This window comes from Streptomyces sp. NPDC053673, assembly GCF_055585225.1.
Window position 1 is genome coordinate 154,038 of record NZ_JBVJKN010000014.1, and the last position, 16,724, is coordinate 170,761.

The 16,724-nt window shown below is 71.4% G+C and carries 13 protein-coding genes; 2 read left to right on the forward strand and 11 right to left on the reverse strand.

Annotated elements, in window-relative coordinates; translation table 11 throughout:
• Positions 1–1,147: PQQ-binding-like beta-propeller repeat protein (locus tag ACZ6ZQ_RS21260; protein WP_469770062.1), on the forward strand; the 1,147-nt coding region annotated here is incomplete at its 5' end.
• 50 nt (positions 1,148–1,197) lie between these two features.
• Here the strand turns inward: ACZ6ZQ_RS21260 and ACZ6ZQ_RS21265 are convergent.
• The 9 genes from ACZ6ZQ_RS21265 to ACZ6ZQ_RS21305 all read right to left on the reverse strand — a co-directional run bounded on the left by ACZ6ZQ_RS21265 (position 1,198) and on the right by ACZ6ZQ_RS21305 (position 12,598).
• A complete protein-coding gene (locus ACZ6ZQ_RS21265; RefSeq protein WP_469770063.1) occupies positions 1,198–3,534 on the reverse strand; it encodes a xanthine dehydrogenase family protein molybdopterin-binding subunit in 2,337 nt (778 codons plus the stop codon).
• Positions 3,531–5,072 (reverse strand): 2Fe-2S iron-sulfur cluster-binding protein, encoded by a 1,542-nt coding sequence (locus ACZ6ZQ_RS21270; RefSeq protein ID WP_469770064.1) that lies wholly within the window; start codon positions 5,070–5,072, stop codon positions 3,531–3,533. The genes ACZ6ZQ_RS21265 and ACZ6ZQ_RS21270 overlap by 4 nt, the downstream gene beginning before the upstream one ends.
• Positions 5,069–5,947 carry an FAD binding domain-containing protein gene (locus ACZ6ZQ_RS21275; RefSeq protein WP_453665372.1) on the reverse strand — a complete coding sequence of 293 codons (879 nt, stop codon included), beginning with the start codon at positions 5,945–5,947 and terminating at the stop codon, positions 5,069–5,071. The genes ACZ6ZQ_RS21270 and ACZ6ZQ_RS21275 overlap by 4 nt, the downstream gene beginning before the upstream one ends.
• A gap of 286 nt (positions 5,948–6,233) precedes the next feature.
• Complete coding sequence (locus tag ACZ6ZQ_RS21280) at positions 6,234–8,111, reverse strand: beta-N-acetylhexosaminidase (protein WP_469770065.1); 1,878 nt, start codon at positions 8,109–8,111, stop codon at positions 6,234–6,236.
• Between the two features lie 4 nt (positions 8,112–8,115).
• Complete coding sequence (locus ACZ6ZQ_RS21285) at positions 8,116–8,967, reverse strand: carbohydrate ABC transporter permease (RefSeq protein ID WP_469770066.1); 852 nt, start codon at positions 8,965–8,967, stop codon at positions 8,116–8,118.
• Entirely contained in the window at positions 8,964–9,815 is an 852-nt protein-coding gene (locus ACZ6ZQ_RS21290) for a carbohydrate ABC transporter permease (RefSeq protein WP_469770067.1), read from the reverse strand. The genes ACZ6ZQ_RS21285 and ACZ6ZQ_RS21290 overlap by 4 nt, the downstream gene beginning before the upstream one ends.
• A 360-nt stretch (positions 9,816–10,175) precedes the next feature.
• Positions 10,176–11,480 (reverse strand): extracellular solute-binding protein, encoded by a 1,305-nt coding sequence (locus ACZ6ZQ_RS21295; protein ID WP_469770068.1) that lies wholly within the window; start codon positions 11,478–11,480, stop codon positions 10,176–10,178.
• A gap of 215 nt (positions 11,481–11,695) precedes the next feature.
• A complete protein-coding gene (locus tag ACZ6ZQ_RS21300; protein WP_030010729.1) occupies positions 11,696–11,980 on the reverse strand; it encodes a DUF3039 domain-containing protein in 285 nt (94 codons plus the stop codon).
• A 57-nt stretch (positions 11,981–12,037) separates the two neighbouring features.
• Entirely contained in the window at positions 12,038–12,598 is a 561-nt protein-coding gene (locus ACZ6ZQ_RS21305; protein ID WP_469770069.1) for a YqgE/AlgH family protein, read from the reverse strand.
• 291 nt (positions 12,599–12,889) lie between these two features.
• Between ACZ6ZQ_RS21305 and murA the strand changes: the two genes are divergently transcribed.
• Complete coding sequence (gene murA / locus ACZ6ZQ_RS21310) at positions 12,890–14,230, forward strand: UDP-N-acetylglucosamine 1-carboxyvinyltransferase (RefSeq protein WP_453668886.1); 1,341 nt, start codon at positions 12,890–12,892, stop codon at positions 14,228–14,230.
• Positions 14,231–14,644: 414 nt separating this feature from the next.
• Here murA and ACZ6ZQ_RS21315 read toward each other — a convergent pair whose 3' ends face one another.
• Both ACZ6ZQ_RS21315 and ACZ6ZQ_RS21320 read right to left on the reverse strand, forming a co-directional pair.
• The gene (locus tag ACZ6ZQ_RS21315) at positions 14,645–14,926 is read right to left on the reverse strand and encodes an HU family DNA-binding protein (RefSeq protein ID WP_003954777.1); all 282 of its coding nucleotides are present in this window, start codon (positions 14,924–14,926) and stop codon (positions 14,645–14,647) included.
• 341 nt (positions 14,927–15,267) lie between these two features.
• The gene (locus tag ACZ6ZQ_RS21320) at positions 15,268–16,701 is read right to left on the reverse strand and encodes an NAD-dependent malic enzyme (protein WP_469770070.1); all 1,434 of its coding nucleotides are present in this window, start codon (positions 16,699–16,701) and stop codon (positions 15,268–15,270) included.
• Positions 16,702–16,724 lie beyond the last annotated feature (23 nt).

A 16,724-nucleotide genomic window follows, 5' to 3' on the forward strand; every position in this document is an offset into this window, starting at 1 on the left:
GTCGACGCTCCCCGGCACGGTCGTGGCGCAGCCTCCCGGCCGCCGCAGGTTCCTGACCGGGCTCGCGGCCGGAGCCGCCGTACTGGCCGCCGGAGGCGGCACGGCCGCCTGGCTGATGAGCGGTGAGGAGGAACCGAGCGGGCCGTCACCGAAGAACAGCGCGAAGGCGGCTCCCGCGGGAACACGCGCCTGGGGTCCGCTGGCGGTCGCGGATCCCTGGAGCCCTCCCGCACTCGTCGTCGACGACGTCGTCGTCTTCGGAGCGAAGGACGGAGGACTCGTCGGCTACGGGGCGGGCGACGGCCGGAAGAAGTGGGAGTCGCCGAACATCACCCCGTCCTCGGAGTTCTTGGTACTGCCCGGCGGTCAGATCGTGGCGGGAGACGCCGGCGGTGCGGTGCACGCCCTCAGCCCGTCGTCCGGCAAGGAGCAGTGGTCCGCGGAGATCGAGGCCGCCACGCTCCTCGCGGCGAACGACGAGACGCTGTACGTCCTGACGCGCGACAAGAAGATCCGCGCCCTCGACACGAAGACCCGCAAGGTCCTGTGGACCGTCCCCACCGTGTTCGGCTTCGGCTATGCCACCGCGAGCGGGAAGCACCTGGTCCTTTCCTCGCACGAGGGGGACATCACCGCACTCGACGCCCGCTCGGGACGGCAGGTGTGGGAGCGGCGCAAGGCGGGCGGCTGGGGCGCGATGCCGGTGATCCACGGCGACACCGTCGTCCTGGGCGGCGGACCGCTGAGGGTGGTCCGGCTCAAGGACGGCAAGGACGTGTGGACGGTCCGCGCCGCGCCCGACGGCTCCGACTGGTCCACTCCCACCGTCGACGGGGATCGCCTGTACGTGGCCGCGTCGTGGACGCTGCACTGCCGCCGTCTGAGCGACGGCGCGAAGATCTGGGCGACCGACATCAGGGGCGTACCCCTGCCCAGCACCCGCCCCGAGATCCTCGGAGACTACGTCTGCGACGTCACCGGCAAGGACCCCAAGTCGTTCGACGCCGTGGCCCTCCACAAGGACACCGGCAAGCAGGCCTGGACCCACCCCCAGCACAGCACCAAGTCCCTGAAGCTGACATCGGACGGCAAGCGGCTGTTCCTGCTGCAGAACGAGACCGTGACGGCGGTGTCGGGAGGCGTGTGACCGTTGTGGGTCGTGGGGTGTCCGCCCCCGGCCCGTGCCGAGGCGTCCCGCTACGCGTTCGGCGCAGCCACCGCCGCCTGTGGCCGGATCGGCAGCCGGTTGACGGGCCGGCCCGTCGCCGCGCGGACCGCCGAGGCGACGGCGGCCGGGGAGGTGACGACCGGGACCGCGCTCGCGGCCTTCGCGCCGAAGGGGGCCACCACGTCGCGTTCTTCGACGAGTTTGACGATGCGGATGTCCGGTGCGTCCAGGGAGGTCGGGAGGGCGTAGCCCGTCAGGTCCGGGTGGCGGACCAGGCCGCGCGCGGTGCGGAGGTTCTCGGTGAGGGCCGCGCCGACGCCCTGGGTGATGCCCGCCTCGATACGAGTGGCGAGCTGGGCGGGGTTGAGGACGCGGCCGACGTCCTGGGCGACGGCCATTTCGACGACGCGTACGGAGCCGAGTTCGATGTCGACGTCGACGACGGCGCGGATCGCGCAGAAGGCGAGGCCGACGAAGGCGTCGCCCTGGCCGTGGTCGTCGAGGGGCTCGGTGGGGTGCGGGCGGCACTGGGCGGTGGCCCAGAGTTCCTTGCCGTCCATCGCCTCGGTGACCGTCGTGGAGAGGACACCGTCGTACGAGGTGATCTTGCCGTCGGTGATCTGCAGCAGTTCGGTGGACATGCCGAACTTGTGGGCCAGGGGCTGGAGGAGCTGAGTGCGGACCATCTTCGCGGCCCGCTCGACCGCGCCGCCCGAGACCCAGGTGTGACGGCCGTGCGTGGCCGGTCCCGCCGGGGGCTGGTCGGTGTCGACCGAGGCGACGTGGACCTCGTCGATGCCCAGCGTCTCCTGGACGATCTGGCGGGCGAGGGTGGCGAAGCCCTGGCCGGTGTCGACGGCCGCGCAGATGACCGTGGCGACGCCGTCGTGGACCTTCACGGTGGCCGTGGAGACCTCGTCCGTGCCCTCCGCTCCGAGCATGTGGACCATGCCCAGCGCGTAGCCGACGCCGCGGCGCACCGCTCCCGGCTCGCCCGCGCCCTCAGGGCCGCCGGGCAGGAGCCAGGCCTCCTCGGGGGCATCCTTGGGAAGGGCGGGGAGCGGGAAGTCGCGGACGGCCTGGAGGAGTTCGGCGACCGGCGCCGGGCAGGTGACGGTCTGGCCGGTGGGGAGGATGTCGCCGGTCGCGAGGACGTTGCGGAGGCGGACCTCGGTGGGGTCCAGGCCCAGCTTCGCGGCCAGTTTGTCCATCTGGGCCTCGTACGCCGCGCACACCTGCATCGCGCCTTCGCCGCGCGCATGGCCGGAGGGCGGGTTGTTGGTGCGTACGGCCCAGCCCTCGATGAAGGCGTGCGGAACGACGTACGGTCCGCAGGCGAAGGCGACGGCGGCGGCGAGGGACTCGGAGGAGGAGTCGGCGTACGCGCCCGCGTCGAGCAGGATCTGCGCCTCCACCTTCACCAGGCGGCCCTCCGCGTTCGCGTGGTGGCGGTAGCGGAGCAGGGTGGGGTGGCGGTGGGCGTGGCCGAGGAAGGACTCCTCGCGGGTGGCGGTGAGCTTGACCGGGCAGCCGGTGCGCAGGGCGAGCAGCCCGAGCGGGATCTGGAAGCCCGGGTCCTCGCGGTCGCCTGTCGCGCCCGGGACGCCGGTGACCACCACCTTTACCTGTTCGGGTGAGAGTCCGAAGCAGGCCGCGGCCAGGTCCCGGTCCGTGTGGGGGTCGGTGGAGGCGGTGTAGAGCTCGACGCCGCCGTCGGGGCGGGGCACGGCGAGTCCGGCCTCGGCGCCGATCGGGGCGGGGTCCTGGCGGCCGATCCGGTAGAGGCCCTCGACGACGGTCTCTCCGGCCGCGTCCGGGTCGCCGAAGCTCAGCGGGATGTGGCGGATCAGATTGCCGTCGGGGTGGAGCGGCTCGGCGGCGAAGGCCTTCTCGGGGTCGGTGACCGGTTCGAGGATCTCGTACTCGACCGAGATCGCGGCCGCGGCGAGACGGGCCGTGTCTGGGTGGTCCGCGGCGACCGCCGCGATCGCCTCTCCGTGGTGGCGGACGGTGTCGGACGCGAAGACGGGGCGGTCGGCGATCCGGCGGCCGTACGCCGCGTCGCCCGGGACGTCGGTGTGCGTGATGACGGCCCGCACGCCCGGCATGTCGGCCGCGGCGGAGGTGTCGATGGCGGTGATACGGGCATGGGGGTGCGGGGAGCGCAGGATCGCGGCCCACAGCAGGCCCTCGGCCCACAGATCGGAGGCGTAGGGGAACGTGCCCTCGGTCTTCGCGCGCGCGTCCGCCGGGGGGAGGGAGGCGCCGAGGCCGTGAGCGATCGGGGCCTCCCCGCCGAACGCAGGGGAAGGTTCCTGCTGGGGGCCGTCGACCGCCGGGGTCGCGGTGGCCGCGTCGTTGCTCACGCCATGCCTCCGTCATGCGGGTGGGGCTGCACACTACCGGCGCCCGGAGGTGCCTGGTGCGGGATGCGGGCCCCGTCATGAGTCGCTTCACGGGCCTCGTCGCCGCCCTCGGCGGCGGCTGCCGCGCTCGCCTCGCGCTCGGCGACGACTTCGCGTACGGCGTCGATGGCGCCTCGGTAGCCGGAGCAGCGGCAGAGGTTGCCGCAGAGGGCCTGGCGGGTCTCGAGATCCGTGGGGGCGTGGTTGCCCTCCAGCAGATCGTGGATGGTCATGGCCATGCCGGGAACGCAGAAGCCGCACTGGACGGCTCCGCACCTGGCGAGGGCCCGCTGGACGTCGGACGGTTCGCCGTCGGTGGCCAGGCCCTCGACCGTACGGACCTCGGAACCGGCCGTGGCGGCCGCGGGCACCAGGCAGGAGGCGACGAGCCGGCCGTCGACCTGGACGTTGCACGCACCGCACTCGCCCTGCGAGCAACCGTCCTTGGCACCGGCGAGACCGAGGCGCTCGCGCAGCACGTACAGCAGCGACTCGCCGATCCAGGCGTCCGTGACGGGGCGGTCCGCCCCGTTCACGCGCAGGACGTACGAGGTGTGGGGGTGCTCGTCGTTCGGGAACCCGGCGGGGGCCTCCGCGGTGTCCGCCGCCGCGTCGGGGTTCCCGGGGGCCGGCATCCCGGCCTCGGAAGCCGGTTCGGGGGCCGGTGCGGGAGCCTCTTCGTGCTGCTCCGGGGCGGGTACGGCGTCCGGCTCGGCAGCCTCCGGCTCGGCGGCGGGCTCCGTCACCGGCTCCGCGACCGGCTCGGCCGGCGCCTCGGCCGCGGCGTACGTCCCCGTCGTTCCCGTGGCCCAGGGCGCGGGCGCGCCGCCCGGCAGGGTCGCGGGGTACGCCACGTCCGGGACGGGCGTACCGGCGGCGGGCGTGGCGCTTTCCGGAACGGCTGGCTGCGGCGTCGTCGCCCACGGGGCCGTCGCCCCACCCGGCAGTGTGGCCGGCGGAGTGCCACCGCCCCACTGGGACGCCAGCGCGGACGTCGTGAACTCGCCCGACTCGTCGGGGATGTCGCCCTGGGCGACCGGGATCGTCCACTGCCCGGTGAGTTCGCCCGGTGTACCGGCGGCCGGGGCCGCGCCGGGGACGAAGGTGGCGCCCGCGGCCGGGTCGACGGCCTCCGGGAACGTCCACTGCCCTGTCGCACGGGGGTCGTGGGTGGTCTGCGCGTCGGCCCGGGACTCCGGCGCGGGCTGCGGCTCCTGCGCGGGCTCGGGCCAGTGGTGCACCTCGCCGCCCTGCGACGCCTGCGGCGGCACGGTCCAGGTGCCCGTCGCCGTGGGGTCGGCATCCGCGCCCGGGGTCAGGGGCGGGATCTGGGGCGGCACATAGCCGTGCCCGGGCGCCGCGAGCGGGGCGTCCAGCGCGTCCTCCGGCGGCAGCTGGACGAAAGCGGTGGCGTCGGCGTCGTACTCCCCGCCCGGGATCGGCTGCCAGCCGCCGCCGTGCGGAGCGGGATTCCGCGACGCGTTCTCTTCGGAGCTCATGACAGCGCCCTCCCCAGTGCTCGTCGGGCCAGTGCGGCGACCACGCGCCGCAGATGCAGGACGGCGGGCGGCAGCTGCTCCTCGCCCTGTGGGTCGGGGATGCAGGCGGCCGCCACGTACTCCCCGAACGCCGCCAGCGCCTCCGGCGCCAGCCCGCGCTCGCCGTCCCAGTCGATCAGCGAGGCGATCCAGCGCTCGGCCTCCAGCGGGCGCAGCGGCATCGGTGCGATGGCGCCGACCGCGCAGCGCACCCCGCGGCGCGCCGGGTCGAGGACGACGGCGACGGACGCCGAGGCCCGGCCGGGGCCGGTGCGCCCGGTGGCCTTGAGGAACACCTGCGGGGCGTGCAGCAGCGGTACGCGTACGAAGCCGATCAGCTCGGCCGGGCCGAGCATCTCCCGGCCGGCCAGCAGGTGGGAGACCGGGATCTCACGGCGGGCGCCGCCCGGTCCGGCGATCACCAGGTCCGCCTCCAGGGCGGCGAGCACGGGCAGGGTGTCGCCGGTGGGGGCGGCGGTGACGATGTTGCCGCCGAGCGTGCCGGCGTTGCGGATCTGCGGCGGACCGGCAGCCCGGGCCGACGCGGCGAGCGCGGGGATGAGCGCGGCGAAGTCGGGCCGGCCCATCCGGGAGTGGGTGAGGCCGGCGCCGAGGAGCGCGTGGCCGTCCTGGTACTGCCAGCCGCGGAGGTCGTTGATGCGGCCGAGACCGACGAGGCCGGCGGGCCGCAGCCGGCCCTTGTTGACGGCCGCCATCAGGTCCGTACCGCCCGCGACCGGCACGGCGGCGGGCATGGCGGTGAGCGCCGCCACGGCCTCGTCGAGCGAGGCCGGCAGCGTCACGGACTGCGCCGCCTGCGGTGCGTGCGTGGTCAACCCAGCTGCCCCTTCCCGGTGTCCCGGCTGTCCCCCTGTGATGCCGTACCGTACGTGCTCACAGCCCGGACTTGGCAACTCTGGCACATCTTCCGGGCGGACCGATGCGAGGGTCCACGAAGGACGCATCCGTCCCGGACATCCCTGCGAAGGGGAATCGTCCGTTTTGCTACGGCATGGCAGTCACATGCGGATTGCCGCTTTTATACATCCCTTGTGTGACTTTCCCCTGTGGCCCACCACAGTCCCAGGGACCCGCCCGCGGGACATCCCCTTGCGGCCGGGCTCACACGTTTGGGGGCGCCCCCTCGATCGGGCGTCCGAGACAGCCCGTCATTCCTTTGGGGGCCGGACGCATCTGCCACGGCAACGGGCCCCCCGGCGGCCGGTAGTCGACGCCGAGCGCGTCAAGCCGCTGATAATGGGCCGACATTCGCCGCTCGAAATCGGCGAAATCACGGTCCGCCGGGGCGGGCAGCGCGGACCAGGCGACCTCGGCGAAGGCGGCGAGACGCGGGAAGACCTGGTAGTCGACGCGGGAGCGGTCCTGCATGACCTCGGTCCAGACGTTGGCCTGGGTGCCGAGGACACGGGCGGCCTCGGCCGGGGTCAGCTCCGGCGGGACGGGCTCGAAGCGGTAGACGTCCTCCAGCGTGCGTACGTAACCGATCGGCATGGGTTCGTCGGCGCCGGGGGCTTGGCGGTGGTCGAGGTAGACCTGCTGCTCGGGGCACATGACGACGTCGTGACCCGCCCGGGCGGCGGCGATCCCGCCGCCGTATCCGCGCCACGAGGAGACCGCGGCGCCTTCCGCGAGGCCCAATTCCGTCGTCTCGCCTCCGGGCGCTCGTACCCCCTGTCGACTCCCCCAGCTACCGCTGGGCGGTGCCCCCACCTCGTCGCGCGGTCGCTCACGCGGCGGTAGCCGCACATCGATCGGAGCCCTCGCTCCCTCCTCCTCGTCACTCTCGACAGGGGCGCGCCCTTTGGCTCGTCTCCCGCCCTCCAGGATCTCGTCCCAGCCGATGAGGCGGCGGCCGCGGGCGCCGAGCCAGTTGTCGAAGTGCCGGATGAACCAGGACTGCAGCTCGTCCTCGTCGGCGAGGCCGAGCTCCTTGATGCGGGTCTGGGCGGCCGGGGAGGCCTTCCACTGGTCCTTCAGGCACTCGTCGCCGCCGATATGGATGAACGGGGAGCCGGCGGCAGGGAAGAGGTCGAGCACCTCCTCCAGCACGCCCTCGTAGAAGCGGAGCGTGTTGTCGGTGGGGGCGAGGACGTTCGGAGTGATGCCCCAGGTGTCCCGGACGGACAGCCCGGCCGTGTCGATGACGTCGGTGTTGCCCAGTTCCGGATACGCGGCGATGGCGGCCTGCGAGTGGCCCGGGATGTCGATTTCCGGAACGACGGAGATGTGCCGCTCGGCGGCGTACGCGGCGATCTCGCGGATGTCGTCCTGTGTGTAGTAACCGCCGTGCGGTTTCTCGTCCCACAACTCGGAGGCCCGGTGGCCCCATTTCGTACGGGAACGCCACGCGCCGACCTCGGTGAGGCGCGGATGGCGCTTGATCTCGATGCGCCAGCCCTGGTCGTCGGTGAGGTGGAAGTGGAAGACGTTGAGCTTGTGGGCGGCGAGGAGATCGAGGTAGCGGAGGACGTCGTCCTTGGGCAGGAAGTGGCGGGCCACGTCGAGCATGAGGCCGCGCCAGCGGAAGCGGGGGGCGTCATGGATGGTGACGGCGGGGACTTCCCACTCCTCCTTCCTGACCACGGGGGCCCGGCGGAAGGCGTCCGGACCCAGCAGCTGACGGAAGGTCTGGGCGCCCCAGAACACACCCGCCTCACTCGCCCCGTCGATGGCGACGACGTAGCCGTCGGCGGTGAAGCGGTACGCCTCCGGGCTGCCGAGCTCCTCGGCGAGCGAGGGGACGATCCGCAGCAGGATGCGGTTCCAGTTGTCCGTGTGCGGCGGAAGCGGGAACCCGGTGGCCGCGCCGACGGTGGCGCGCAGCCACCGCGCGACCCGCTCGGTGCCGGGACCCGCCTCGATCTCGGTCTCCGCATCGATGACGTATCCCGTGCCGCCGCCGGGCAGCGAGGCGGACAGCCGCGCCGGAGCCGGAATCAGTTCCACCGCCGGCGTGGGGAAAGAGGGATGGTTGCTCATACCGTCAGTCCTTCACCGCGCCGCCCAGTCCCGAGACCAGACGTCGCTGTACGAGTACGAAGAAGACGAGCACCGGAACAGTCATCACGGTCGACGCCGCCATGATTCCACCCCAGTCGTTCTCGTCCGGCTTGAAGAAGACCAGCAGCGCCATCGGAAGCGTGGACTGCGAGGTGTCGCTGATGATGAAGGACTTCGCGAACAGGAAGTCGTTCCACGTGGAGATGAACGAGAAGACGCTCGTCGCCACCAGCCCCGGGAAGACCAGCGGGAACAGAATCTGCCAGAGGAAGCGCGTACGGCTCGCGCCGTCGATGTACGCGGCCTCCTCCAGCGCATCAGGGACCGCCTTGACGAAGCCGCGCAGCATCCAGATCGCGAACGGCAGCGAGAAGGCGATGTGCGGAAGGATCAGCGCACCGAGGGTGTTGAGCTGTCCGAAGTCCCGCATCAGGAAGAACAGCGGGATGGTCAGCGCCTCGATCGGCACCATCTGCGCGACCAGGAACATGATCAGCAGCGTGGTGCGGAACCGGAAACGGAAGCGGGTCACGGCCGTCGCCGCGAGAAACGCGATCAGGGCGGAGGCGATGACCACCGCTCCGGCCACGAAGAGGCTGTTGAGGAAGTAGCGGCCGAATTCCTGCTGCTCGAAGACGCGGCGGAACGAGTCGAGGGACGGCGAAAGCGTCCAGGGCCGGGCCTCGGTGGACTGGATCTCGCCCGCCGGTTTGAAGGCGGAGAGCACCATCCAGTAGAGCGGGAAGGCGACGACGGCGGCGATGAGCAGGGCGGTCGCCTCCGCGGCGAGGCGCCACGGCCGGCGGACGCGGATACGAGCGGAGAACGCACTCACAGTTCCTCCCCCTGGCGGCGCAGCAGCCGCAGATGGACCAGCGTGACCGCGAGCAGAATCAGCAGCATCACGACGCCGATCGCCGAGCCGAGGCTGTACTGCGAGGACGCGAAAGCCTTTTGATAGGCGTAGACGTTGAGGACGAGATTCTGGCCGGCGATTCCGCCGCCGTTCGTCATCACATAGATCTGGGTGAAGACCTTGAAGTCCCAGATGACGGACTGGATGGTGACGACGCCCAGGATGGGCCGGAGCATCGGTGCCATGACGGAACGCCAGATCCGCCACTGCGAGGCACCGTCGAGCGAGGCCGCTTCGAGGACCTCACCCGGGATGGCCTTGATACCGGCGTAGACCGTCACCATCACGAACGGGAACGAGCACCACACGACCTCGAAGAGGACGAGCGCGAAGGCGCTGTAGCGGCCGTACGTCCACGAGTAGTCGCCCAGTCCGAGGACCTTGTCGACCGGGCCGAAGTCCGGGTCGAAGAGGAAGACCCAGACCGTCGAGCCGGTGATCGCGGGCGTCGCCCACGCCCCGAGCGCGGCGAGCATCAGCGCCAGCCTGGGCACGGCGCGGATCCGCGTGAGCAGTACGGCGAGGGCGCACCCGACCGCGAGCGTGGCGACGACGCAGGCCGCGGCGAAGACGAGGGTGGCGAGGAGGACCTGCCAGAACTGGCTGTCGCCGAACAGGGCGGAGTAGTTGGCGAACCCCTGGAACGAGGTCGGTTCGCCGCCGCTGACCTGGGCCTGGGTGTACTCCAGGAACGAGATCAGCCCGAGCTGACAGATCGGGTAGACGAGCAGCCCGCCCAGCACGACGAGCGCGGGCGCGAGGTACATCCACGGGGTCCAGGCCCCGCGGCCCCGCCCCCGCACCGTGCGCGTCCTGCGGACGGCCTCCGACGATGCGCCACGGGCGCCCGGGGTCCCGGCTTTGCCGACGCCTGTGGCGGGGTCCGCCGAGGCTGCCGCAGCAACCGGCGGACCCGCGGCATCCGCAGAGCCGCGGAACTCGGCCGGAGACCGCGAAACCCGGCAGGCACCGAGCCCGCGGCCCGCATGCCCGCCCTCGAACGCCGGACGGGCTGGAACAGCCTCCTGCATCGCCCCGGCGTCACCCGGGGCCGAAGGCTCCGTGGTGCCGGGCGACGCGGCCGGGGGTTCGGGGGCGTCAGCCCCCGGGACAGGTGTCGTCATTGGTCAGCCCGCGGACGCGAACGCCGCGTCCATCTTCTTCGCCGCGTCGTCGGAGGCAGTCGCCACGTTCTTCTTGCCGCTGACGATCTCCTGGAACATCGTCGGCAGGACGAGCGAGGCGTCGATCTGACCCCAGCCCGGGGAGGCGGGGACGAACTTGGTGCCGGCGGCGAGCGTGTCGATGAACGGCTTGACGAAGGGCTCCTTCGTCGCCGCCTGCGCCCGCACATCCGTGTAGGTCGGCAGGAAGCCCATCGCCTCGAAGAGCTTGCCCTGCGTCTCCTTGCCCGCCAGGGACTTCATGAGGTCCACGGCGAGCGTGCGGTGCGAACTGCTCTTCAGCACACCGATGTTGTTGCCGCCCGCGAAGGCCGGTGCGATCGAACCGGCGGTGGCTCCCGGCAGCGGTACGACCGCGTACTTCCCCTTCACCGCGCCCGCCTCGACCGCCGCGTGGCTGAAGTCGCCGCCGATCGCCATCGCCGCCTTGCCGGAGGCGAACGCCGTCACCGTCGCGTTCCCGCCCATCGACGCGCACTTGGCCGCCGGACAGTTGTCGTCGCCGAACAGCGAGGTGTAGGACTCGATGCCCTTGCGCGCGGCCGGGCTGTTGATGGCCGCCTTGTACGAGCCCCCGGTCTCCGACGCCAGCTCACCGCCGTTCGCCCAGATGAACGGCATCGCGCCGTACGTGTACGCGCCGCCGACGGCGATCCCGTACAGCTCCGGCTTCGCCTTGTGGATCTTCTTGGCGGTGGACACGAGCTCGGCCTGCGTCTTGGGGGCCTGGACGCCGAGTTCCTTGAAGACGTCGGTCCGGTAGTACAGCGCGCGTACGCCGACGAAGAACGGGGCGCCGTACACCTTTCCGTCCACCGTCACCGACCGCTTCGCGGTCGGGTCGGTGTCCTTCGCCTCGGCCCAGGCCCCGAACTCCGCGCTCACATCGGCGAGTCCGCCGCCCTTGACGTAACCGGCGGTGTCCGTGTTGCCGTACTCGATCAGGTCGGGCGCGCTCCCGGGGTCGTTGAAGGCCGCCTTGATGCGCTGGGCGCGGGTGTCGACGGGTATGTACTCGACCTCGACCTTCGCGTCCTTGTGCCGGCCGCGGAAGGCCGCGATCGCCGCGTCGACGACCTGCTCCTTGGGTTTGTTGTCGACCTCCTGGAAGAGCCAGACGCGGAGCGTGCCGCTCTTCTCGTCGGTCTTCGCGCTGCTGTCGGAGGTCTGCGGGGCACACGCCGTGGCGGTGACCCCGGCCAGGACGAGTGCGGTGACCGGGGCGGTCATTCGGGCAGCGAGCTTCATCGACGGGACCCCTCCCTCTAACGTTGCAACATACGCAACGAGCGTTTCGTATTGCACAACACGCGAGAGGTTAGGGCGGCGCAAACACGCCGACAAGAGGTCTCAACCACTCTGTGACCAGCGGGCGCACCCCGTGCAACGGCAGGCAGAACGCAAACGGCCCCCGGGGCGCGCCGCAGCGCGCCCCGGGGGCCGTCCCCGACGGGAAGGACCGGTTACTTGTCCTTGCCGCCCTTGTCCTTGTCGCCACCAGGGCCCATGGACTCGTAGATCTCCTTGCACATGGGGCAGACCGGGTACTTCTTGGGGTCGCGCCCCGGAACCCAGACCTTGCCGCACAGTGCCACCACGGGAGTGCCGTCGAGGGCGCTCGCCATGATCTTGTCCTTCTGGACGTAATGGGCGAAGCGCTCGTGGTCGCCGTCGCCGTGCGACACCTGCGGTGTCGGCTCTACGAGAGTGCCCGTACCTGTCCCGCGCTCGGGCTCGAGAGTGCTCATAGGTGCCAAGGGTACTGAAGGGCGGCGGGAGAGGGCCCGGCGGTGGGTGGGGCCCTCTCAGTTCAGCGAAGGGTCGTCCGGATACGTCGCGACCATCGCGAGGTCACTGCGCTGCCGCCGCAGGACCGACCGCCACAGCGATTCGGGCCGCGGCGAGGAGACGTCGCCGGGCTCGGACTCGACGACGTACCAGGCGCCCTCGGTCAGCTCGTCCTCCAGCTGGCCGGGGCCCCAGCCCGCGTACCCGGCGAAGATCCGCAGCGAGCCGAGCGCCGCCGCGAGCAGCTCCGGCGGGGTCTCCAGGTCGACGAGCCCGATCGCCCCGTACACCCGACGCCAGCCCAGTGGCCCCTCGTCGCCGGGGATGACGGCGAGGCCGAGCGCCGAGTCGAGCGATACGGGGCCGCCCTGGAAGACCACGCCGGGCTCGCCGGCGAGGCCGGCCCAGGGCTCCAGGATGTCGCCGACACCGACCGGCGTCGGCCGGTTCAGGACCACGCCGAGTGAGCCCTCCTCGTCGTGATCGAGCAGGAGCACCACCGCGCGGTCGAAGTTCGGGTCCGCGAGGGCCGGAGTGGCGACGAGCAGCCGCCCTGTGAGGGAGGACACCTCGGTCATGCGACACATGATCCCGCATCTTCGCCCTCCGCGGGGAGCGGGCGGCGGAGTGTGAGCCGACGCAGCTCAGGGCGCACCGCGGCAGCGGGAGCGCGCGGCGGGTCCGGACGGGCGGATGGTGACCGTCCGCATGTGCGCCCGAACGGAGCGTATTGTGTCTGATTCATTTCGCACGAGGGTCCCCCCTTGGCCTTACGGGAGTGGGGTAGTCGCCCCTTACGCTTAGCCCCTGGCCCCTGCCCGACCTCCCCCTCGCTCCGCTGGGGGGACCCCCTCCGGAACGCGAGATACATGACCGGCACAGACGATGTACTGCTTGTCCACGGCGGAACCCCGCTCGAGGGCGAGATCCGCGTCCGAGGCGCCAAGAACCTGGTGCCCAAGGCTATGGTCGCCGCGCTGCTCGGCAGCGAGCCGAGTCGGCTGCGCAACGTTCCCGACATCCGCGACGTGCGGGTGGTGCGCGGGCTGCTGCAGCTGCACGGGGTGACGGTACGCCCCGGTGACGAGCCCGGTGAGCTGGTGCTCGACCCGACGCACGTCGAGAGCGCCAATGTCGCCGACATCGATGCCCATGCGGGTTCCTCGCGGATCCCGATCCTGTTCTGCGGGCCGCTGCTGCACCGGCTCGGCCACGCCTTCATCCCCGGTCTCGGCGGCTGTGACATCGGCGGCCGGCCGATCGACTTCCACTTCGACGTGCTGCGACAGTTCGGCGCGAAGATCGAGAAGCGGGCGGACGGACAGTACCTGGAGGCTCCGCAGAGGCTTCGCGGTTGCAAGATCCGGCTGCCGTATCCGTCGGTCGGCTCGACGGAGCAGGTGCTGCTGACGGCGGTGCTGGCGGAGGGCGTCACCGAGCTGTCGAACGCGGCGGTGGAGCCGGAGATCGAGGACCTCATCTGCGTACTGCAGAAAATGGGCGCGATCATTTCGATGGACACCGACCGGACGATCCGGATCACCGGTGTCGACCGGCTCGGCGGCTACACCCACCGGGCGCTCCCGGACCGTCTCGAGGCCGCGTCCTGGGCCTCGGCGGCGCTCGCGACCGAGGGCAACATCTATGTGCGCGGCGCGCAGCAGCGCTCGATGATGACGTTCCTCAACACGTACCGGAAGGTCGGCGGCGCCTTCGAGATCGACGACGAGGGCATCCGCTTCTGGCACCCGGGCGGCTCGCTCAACGCGATCCACCTGGAGACGGACGTGCACCCCGGCTTCCAGACCGACTGGCAGCAGCCGCTGGTGGTGGCCCTGACCCAGGCCGCGGGCCTCTCCATCGTGCACGAGACGGTGTACGAGTCCCGGCTGGGCTTCACCTCCGCGCTCAACCAGATGGGTGCGCACATCCAGCTGTACCGCGAATGCCTGGGCGGCTCGGACTGCCGCTTCGGCCAGCGCAACTTCCTGCACTCGGCGGTCGTCTCCGGCCCGACGAAGCTCCAGGGCGCGGATCTGGTGATCCCGGACCTGCGCGGCGGCTTCTCCTACCTGATCGCCGCGCTGGCGGCGCAGGGGACCTCGCGGGTCCACGGCATCGACCTGATCAACCGGGGCTACGAGAACTTCATGGAGAAGCTCGTCGAACTGGGCGCGAAGGTGGAGCTCCCGCGCGGCTCCGTCGTCTGAACCAGGCTCCGTCTCCCCGGGGCGAGCCCCCGGCCTTCTTCACCCGGCAAGCGCCGGACGGCCCGGACAACCGGGCGGTCCGGCGCTTGCCGGGTATTCGGGGGCTCCGCCCCGTGCCCCCGCCAGGGCTCCGCCCCGAACCCGGTGCCTCAAAACTCCCCCTACGCCCTACGGGCATGACGGGACCCCCAGCGGGGCTGGATTCGGGGCTTGAGGACACGGCCGAAGCACCTACGTGCCCGCCGGAGGCGGCTGGAGCCCGCACATCGCCGTACGGGCTCATCTGAGCCCCTCCGGAGATTGAGGTGGGCCCACGGCCGCCAGGGCGTAGGGAAGGGGGTTGGGGGGGCAGAGCCCCCGGAAAACGAAGGGGCGGCCACCCCGGTCCGGGTGGCCGCCCTGTCGCTCATGGACTTACTTGCCCTTGGCGGCTTCCTTGAGCTTCGAGCCCGCGGAGACCTTCACGCTGTAGCCGGCCGGGATCTGGATCGGGTCGCCGGTCTGCGGGTTACGAGCGGTGCGAGCGGCACGGTGGGTGCGCTCGAAGGTCAGGAAGCCGGGGATGGTGACCTTCTCGTCGCCCTTGGCGACGATCTCGCCGACGGTCTCGGCGAGAGCGGCCAGCACGGCGTCGGCGTCCTTGCGGGTCACCTCGGCGCGGTCGGCCAGCGCGGCCACCAGCTCACTGCGGTTCATGTTGTTACTCCCGTGTTCTTCTTGCCTGTGAGGCGTGAGATCGAAGCCGATGCTGCCAGGGCCCTCGGACAGTCCCCGGACCCGGGTCTGCTGTCAGACCCTCGCGCCCAATTGAGCATCCTGCCCCCACCAGCGGCGGGAAAGCCAATCCGGCACCCTCCGGAGTCACACGAAAAGCGCCACTGCCTCGTCGTGGTGACGTTCCGTCGACTCCATGGAAACTCCTCGGAGCCATAGAGGCCGCCTGCCGCCGTCCGTGGTGCGCGGCCGGGCGGTCGCGGGGTCATGGTCCGCCACCCTAGAGGGGCGTTCCTGACCCCGCGACTCGCGACGCGCCGTCGTCAGGCGGACGTGGGGCCCGTCACAGCCGCGCCCGCCGCCCTCGCGGCGTCCCGTACGGCTCCGGCGACCGCGCCCGCGACCTTCTCGTTGAAGACGGACGGGATGATGTAGTTCGGGTTGAGCTCGTCCTCGGTGACGACGTCCGCGAGCGCCGCGGCCGCGGCCAGCATCATCTCCGTGTTGACCGTACGGGACTGGGCGTCCAGAAGCCCGCGGAAGACGCCCGGGAAGACCAGCACGTTGTTGATCTGGTTGGGGAAGTCGGAGCGGCCGGTCGCGACAACTGCCGCCGTCTGGCGGGCGATTGCCGGCTCCACCTCGGGGTCAGGGTTCGCAAGAGCGAACACGATGGCGCCGTCCGCCATCGCCGCGACATCGTCGGCACCCAGCACGTTCGGAGCGGAGACGCCGATGAAGACGTCCGCGCCGCGCACCGCCTCCCGCAGGGTGCCGGTGACGCCCTCGGGGTTGGTGTTGTCGGCGATCCAGCGCAGCGGAGACTCGGCCGCGGCGTCGACGAGGTCCGCGCGGCCGGCGTGCACGACACCGTGGATGTCGGCGACGACGGCGTGCTTGACGCCCGCCGCGATCAGCAGCTTCAGGATGGCCGTGCCCGCGGCGCCGGCGCCGGACATGACGACCCGTACGTCGCCGACCGCCTTGCCCACCACGCGCAGCGCGTTGGTCAGGGCGGCGAGCACGACGATCGCGGTGCCGTGCTGGTCGTCGTGGAACACGGGGATGTCGAGGGCCTCACGGAGCCGCGCCTCGATCTCGAAGCAGCGGGGCGCGGAGATGTCCTCGAGGTTGATGCCCGCGAAGCCGGGGGCGATCGCCTTGACGATCTCGACGATGGCGTCGGTGTCCTGGGTGTCCAGGCAGAGCGGCCAGGCGTCGATGCCGGCGAAGCGCTTGAAGAGGGCCGCCTTGCCCTCCATGACGGGCAGGGCGGCCTTCGGGCCGATGTTGCCGAGGCCGAGGACGGCGGAGCCGTCCGTCACGACCGCGACGGAGTTGCGCTTGATGGTGAGGCGCCGGGCGTCCTCGGGATTCTCGGCGATGGCCATGCAGACGCGCGCCACACCCGGCGTGTAGACCATGGAGAGGTCGTCACGGTTGCGGATGGGGTGCTTGGACTGCATCTCGATCTTGCCGCCGAGGTGCATCAGGAAGGTCCGGTCGGAGACCTTGCCGAGGACGACGCCCTCGATGCCGCTCAGCTTCTCGACGATCTCGTCGGCGTGCGTGGTGGAGGTTGCCGCGATGGTGACGTCGATACGGAGCTTCTCGTGGCCGGAAGCAGTGACGTCGAGTCCGGAGACCGAACCGCCGGAGGACTCCACGGCCGTGGTGAGCTGCGAAACGGCGGTTCCGCTCGCGGGCACCTCCAGCCGGACCGTCATCGAGTACGAGACGCTGGGCGCCGTTGCCATGGCCGAGTTCCTCTGCTTTCCCT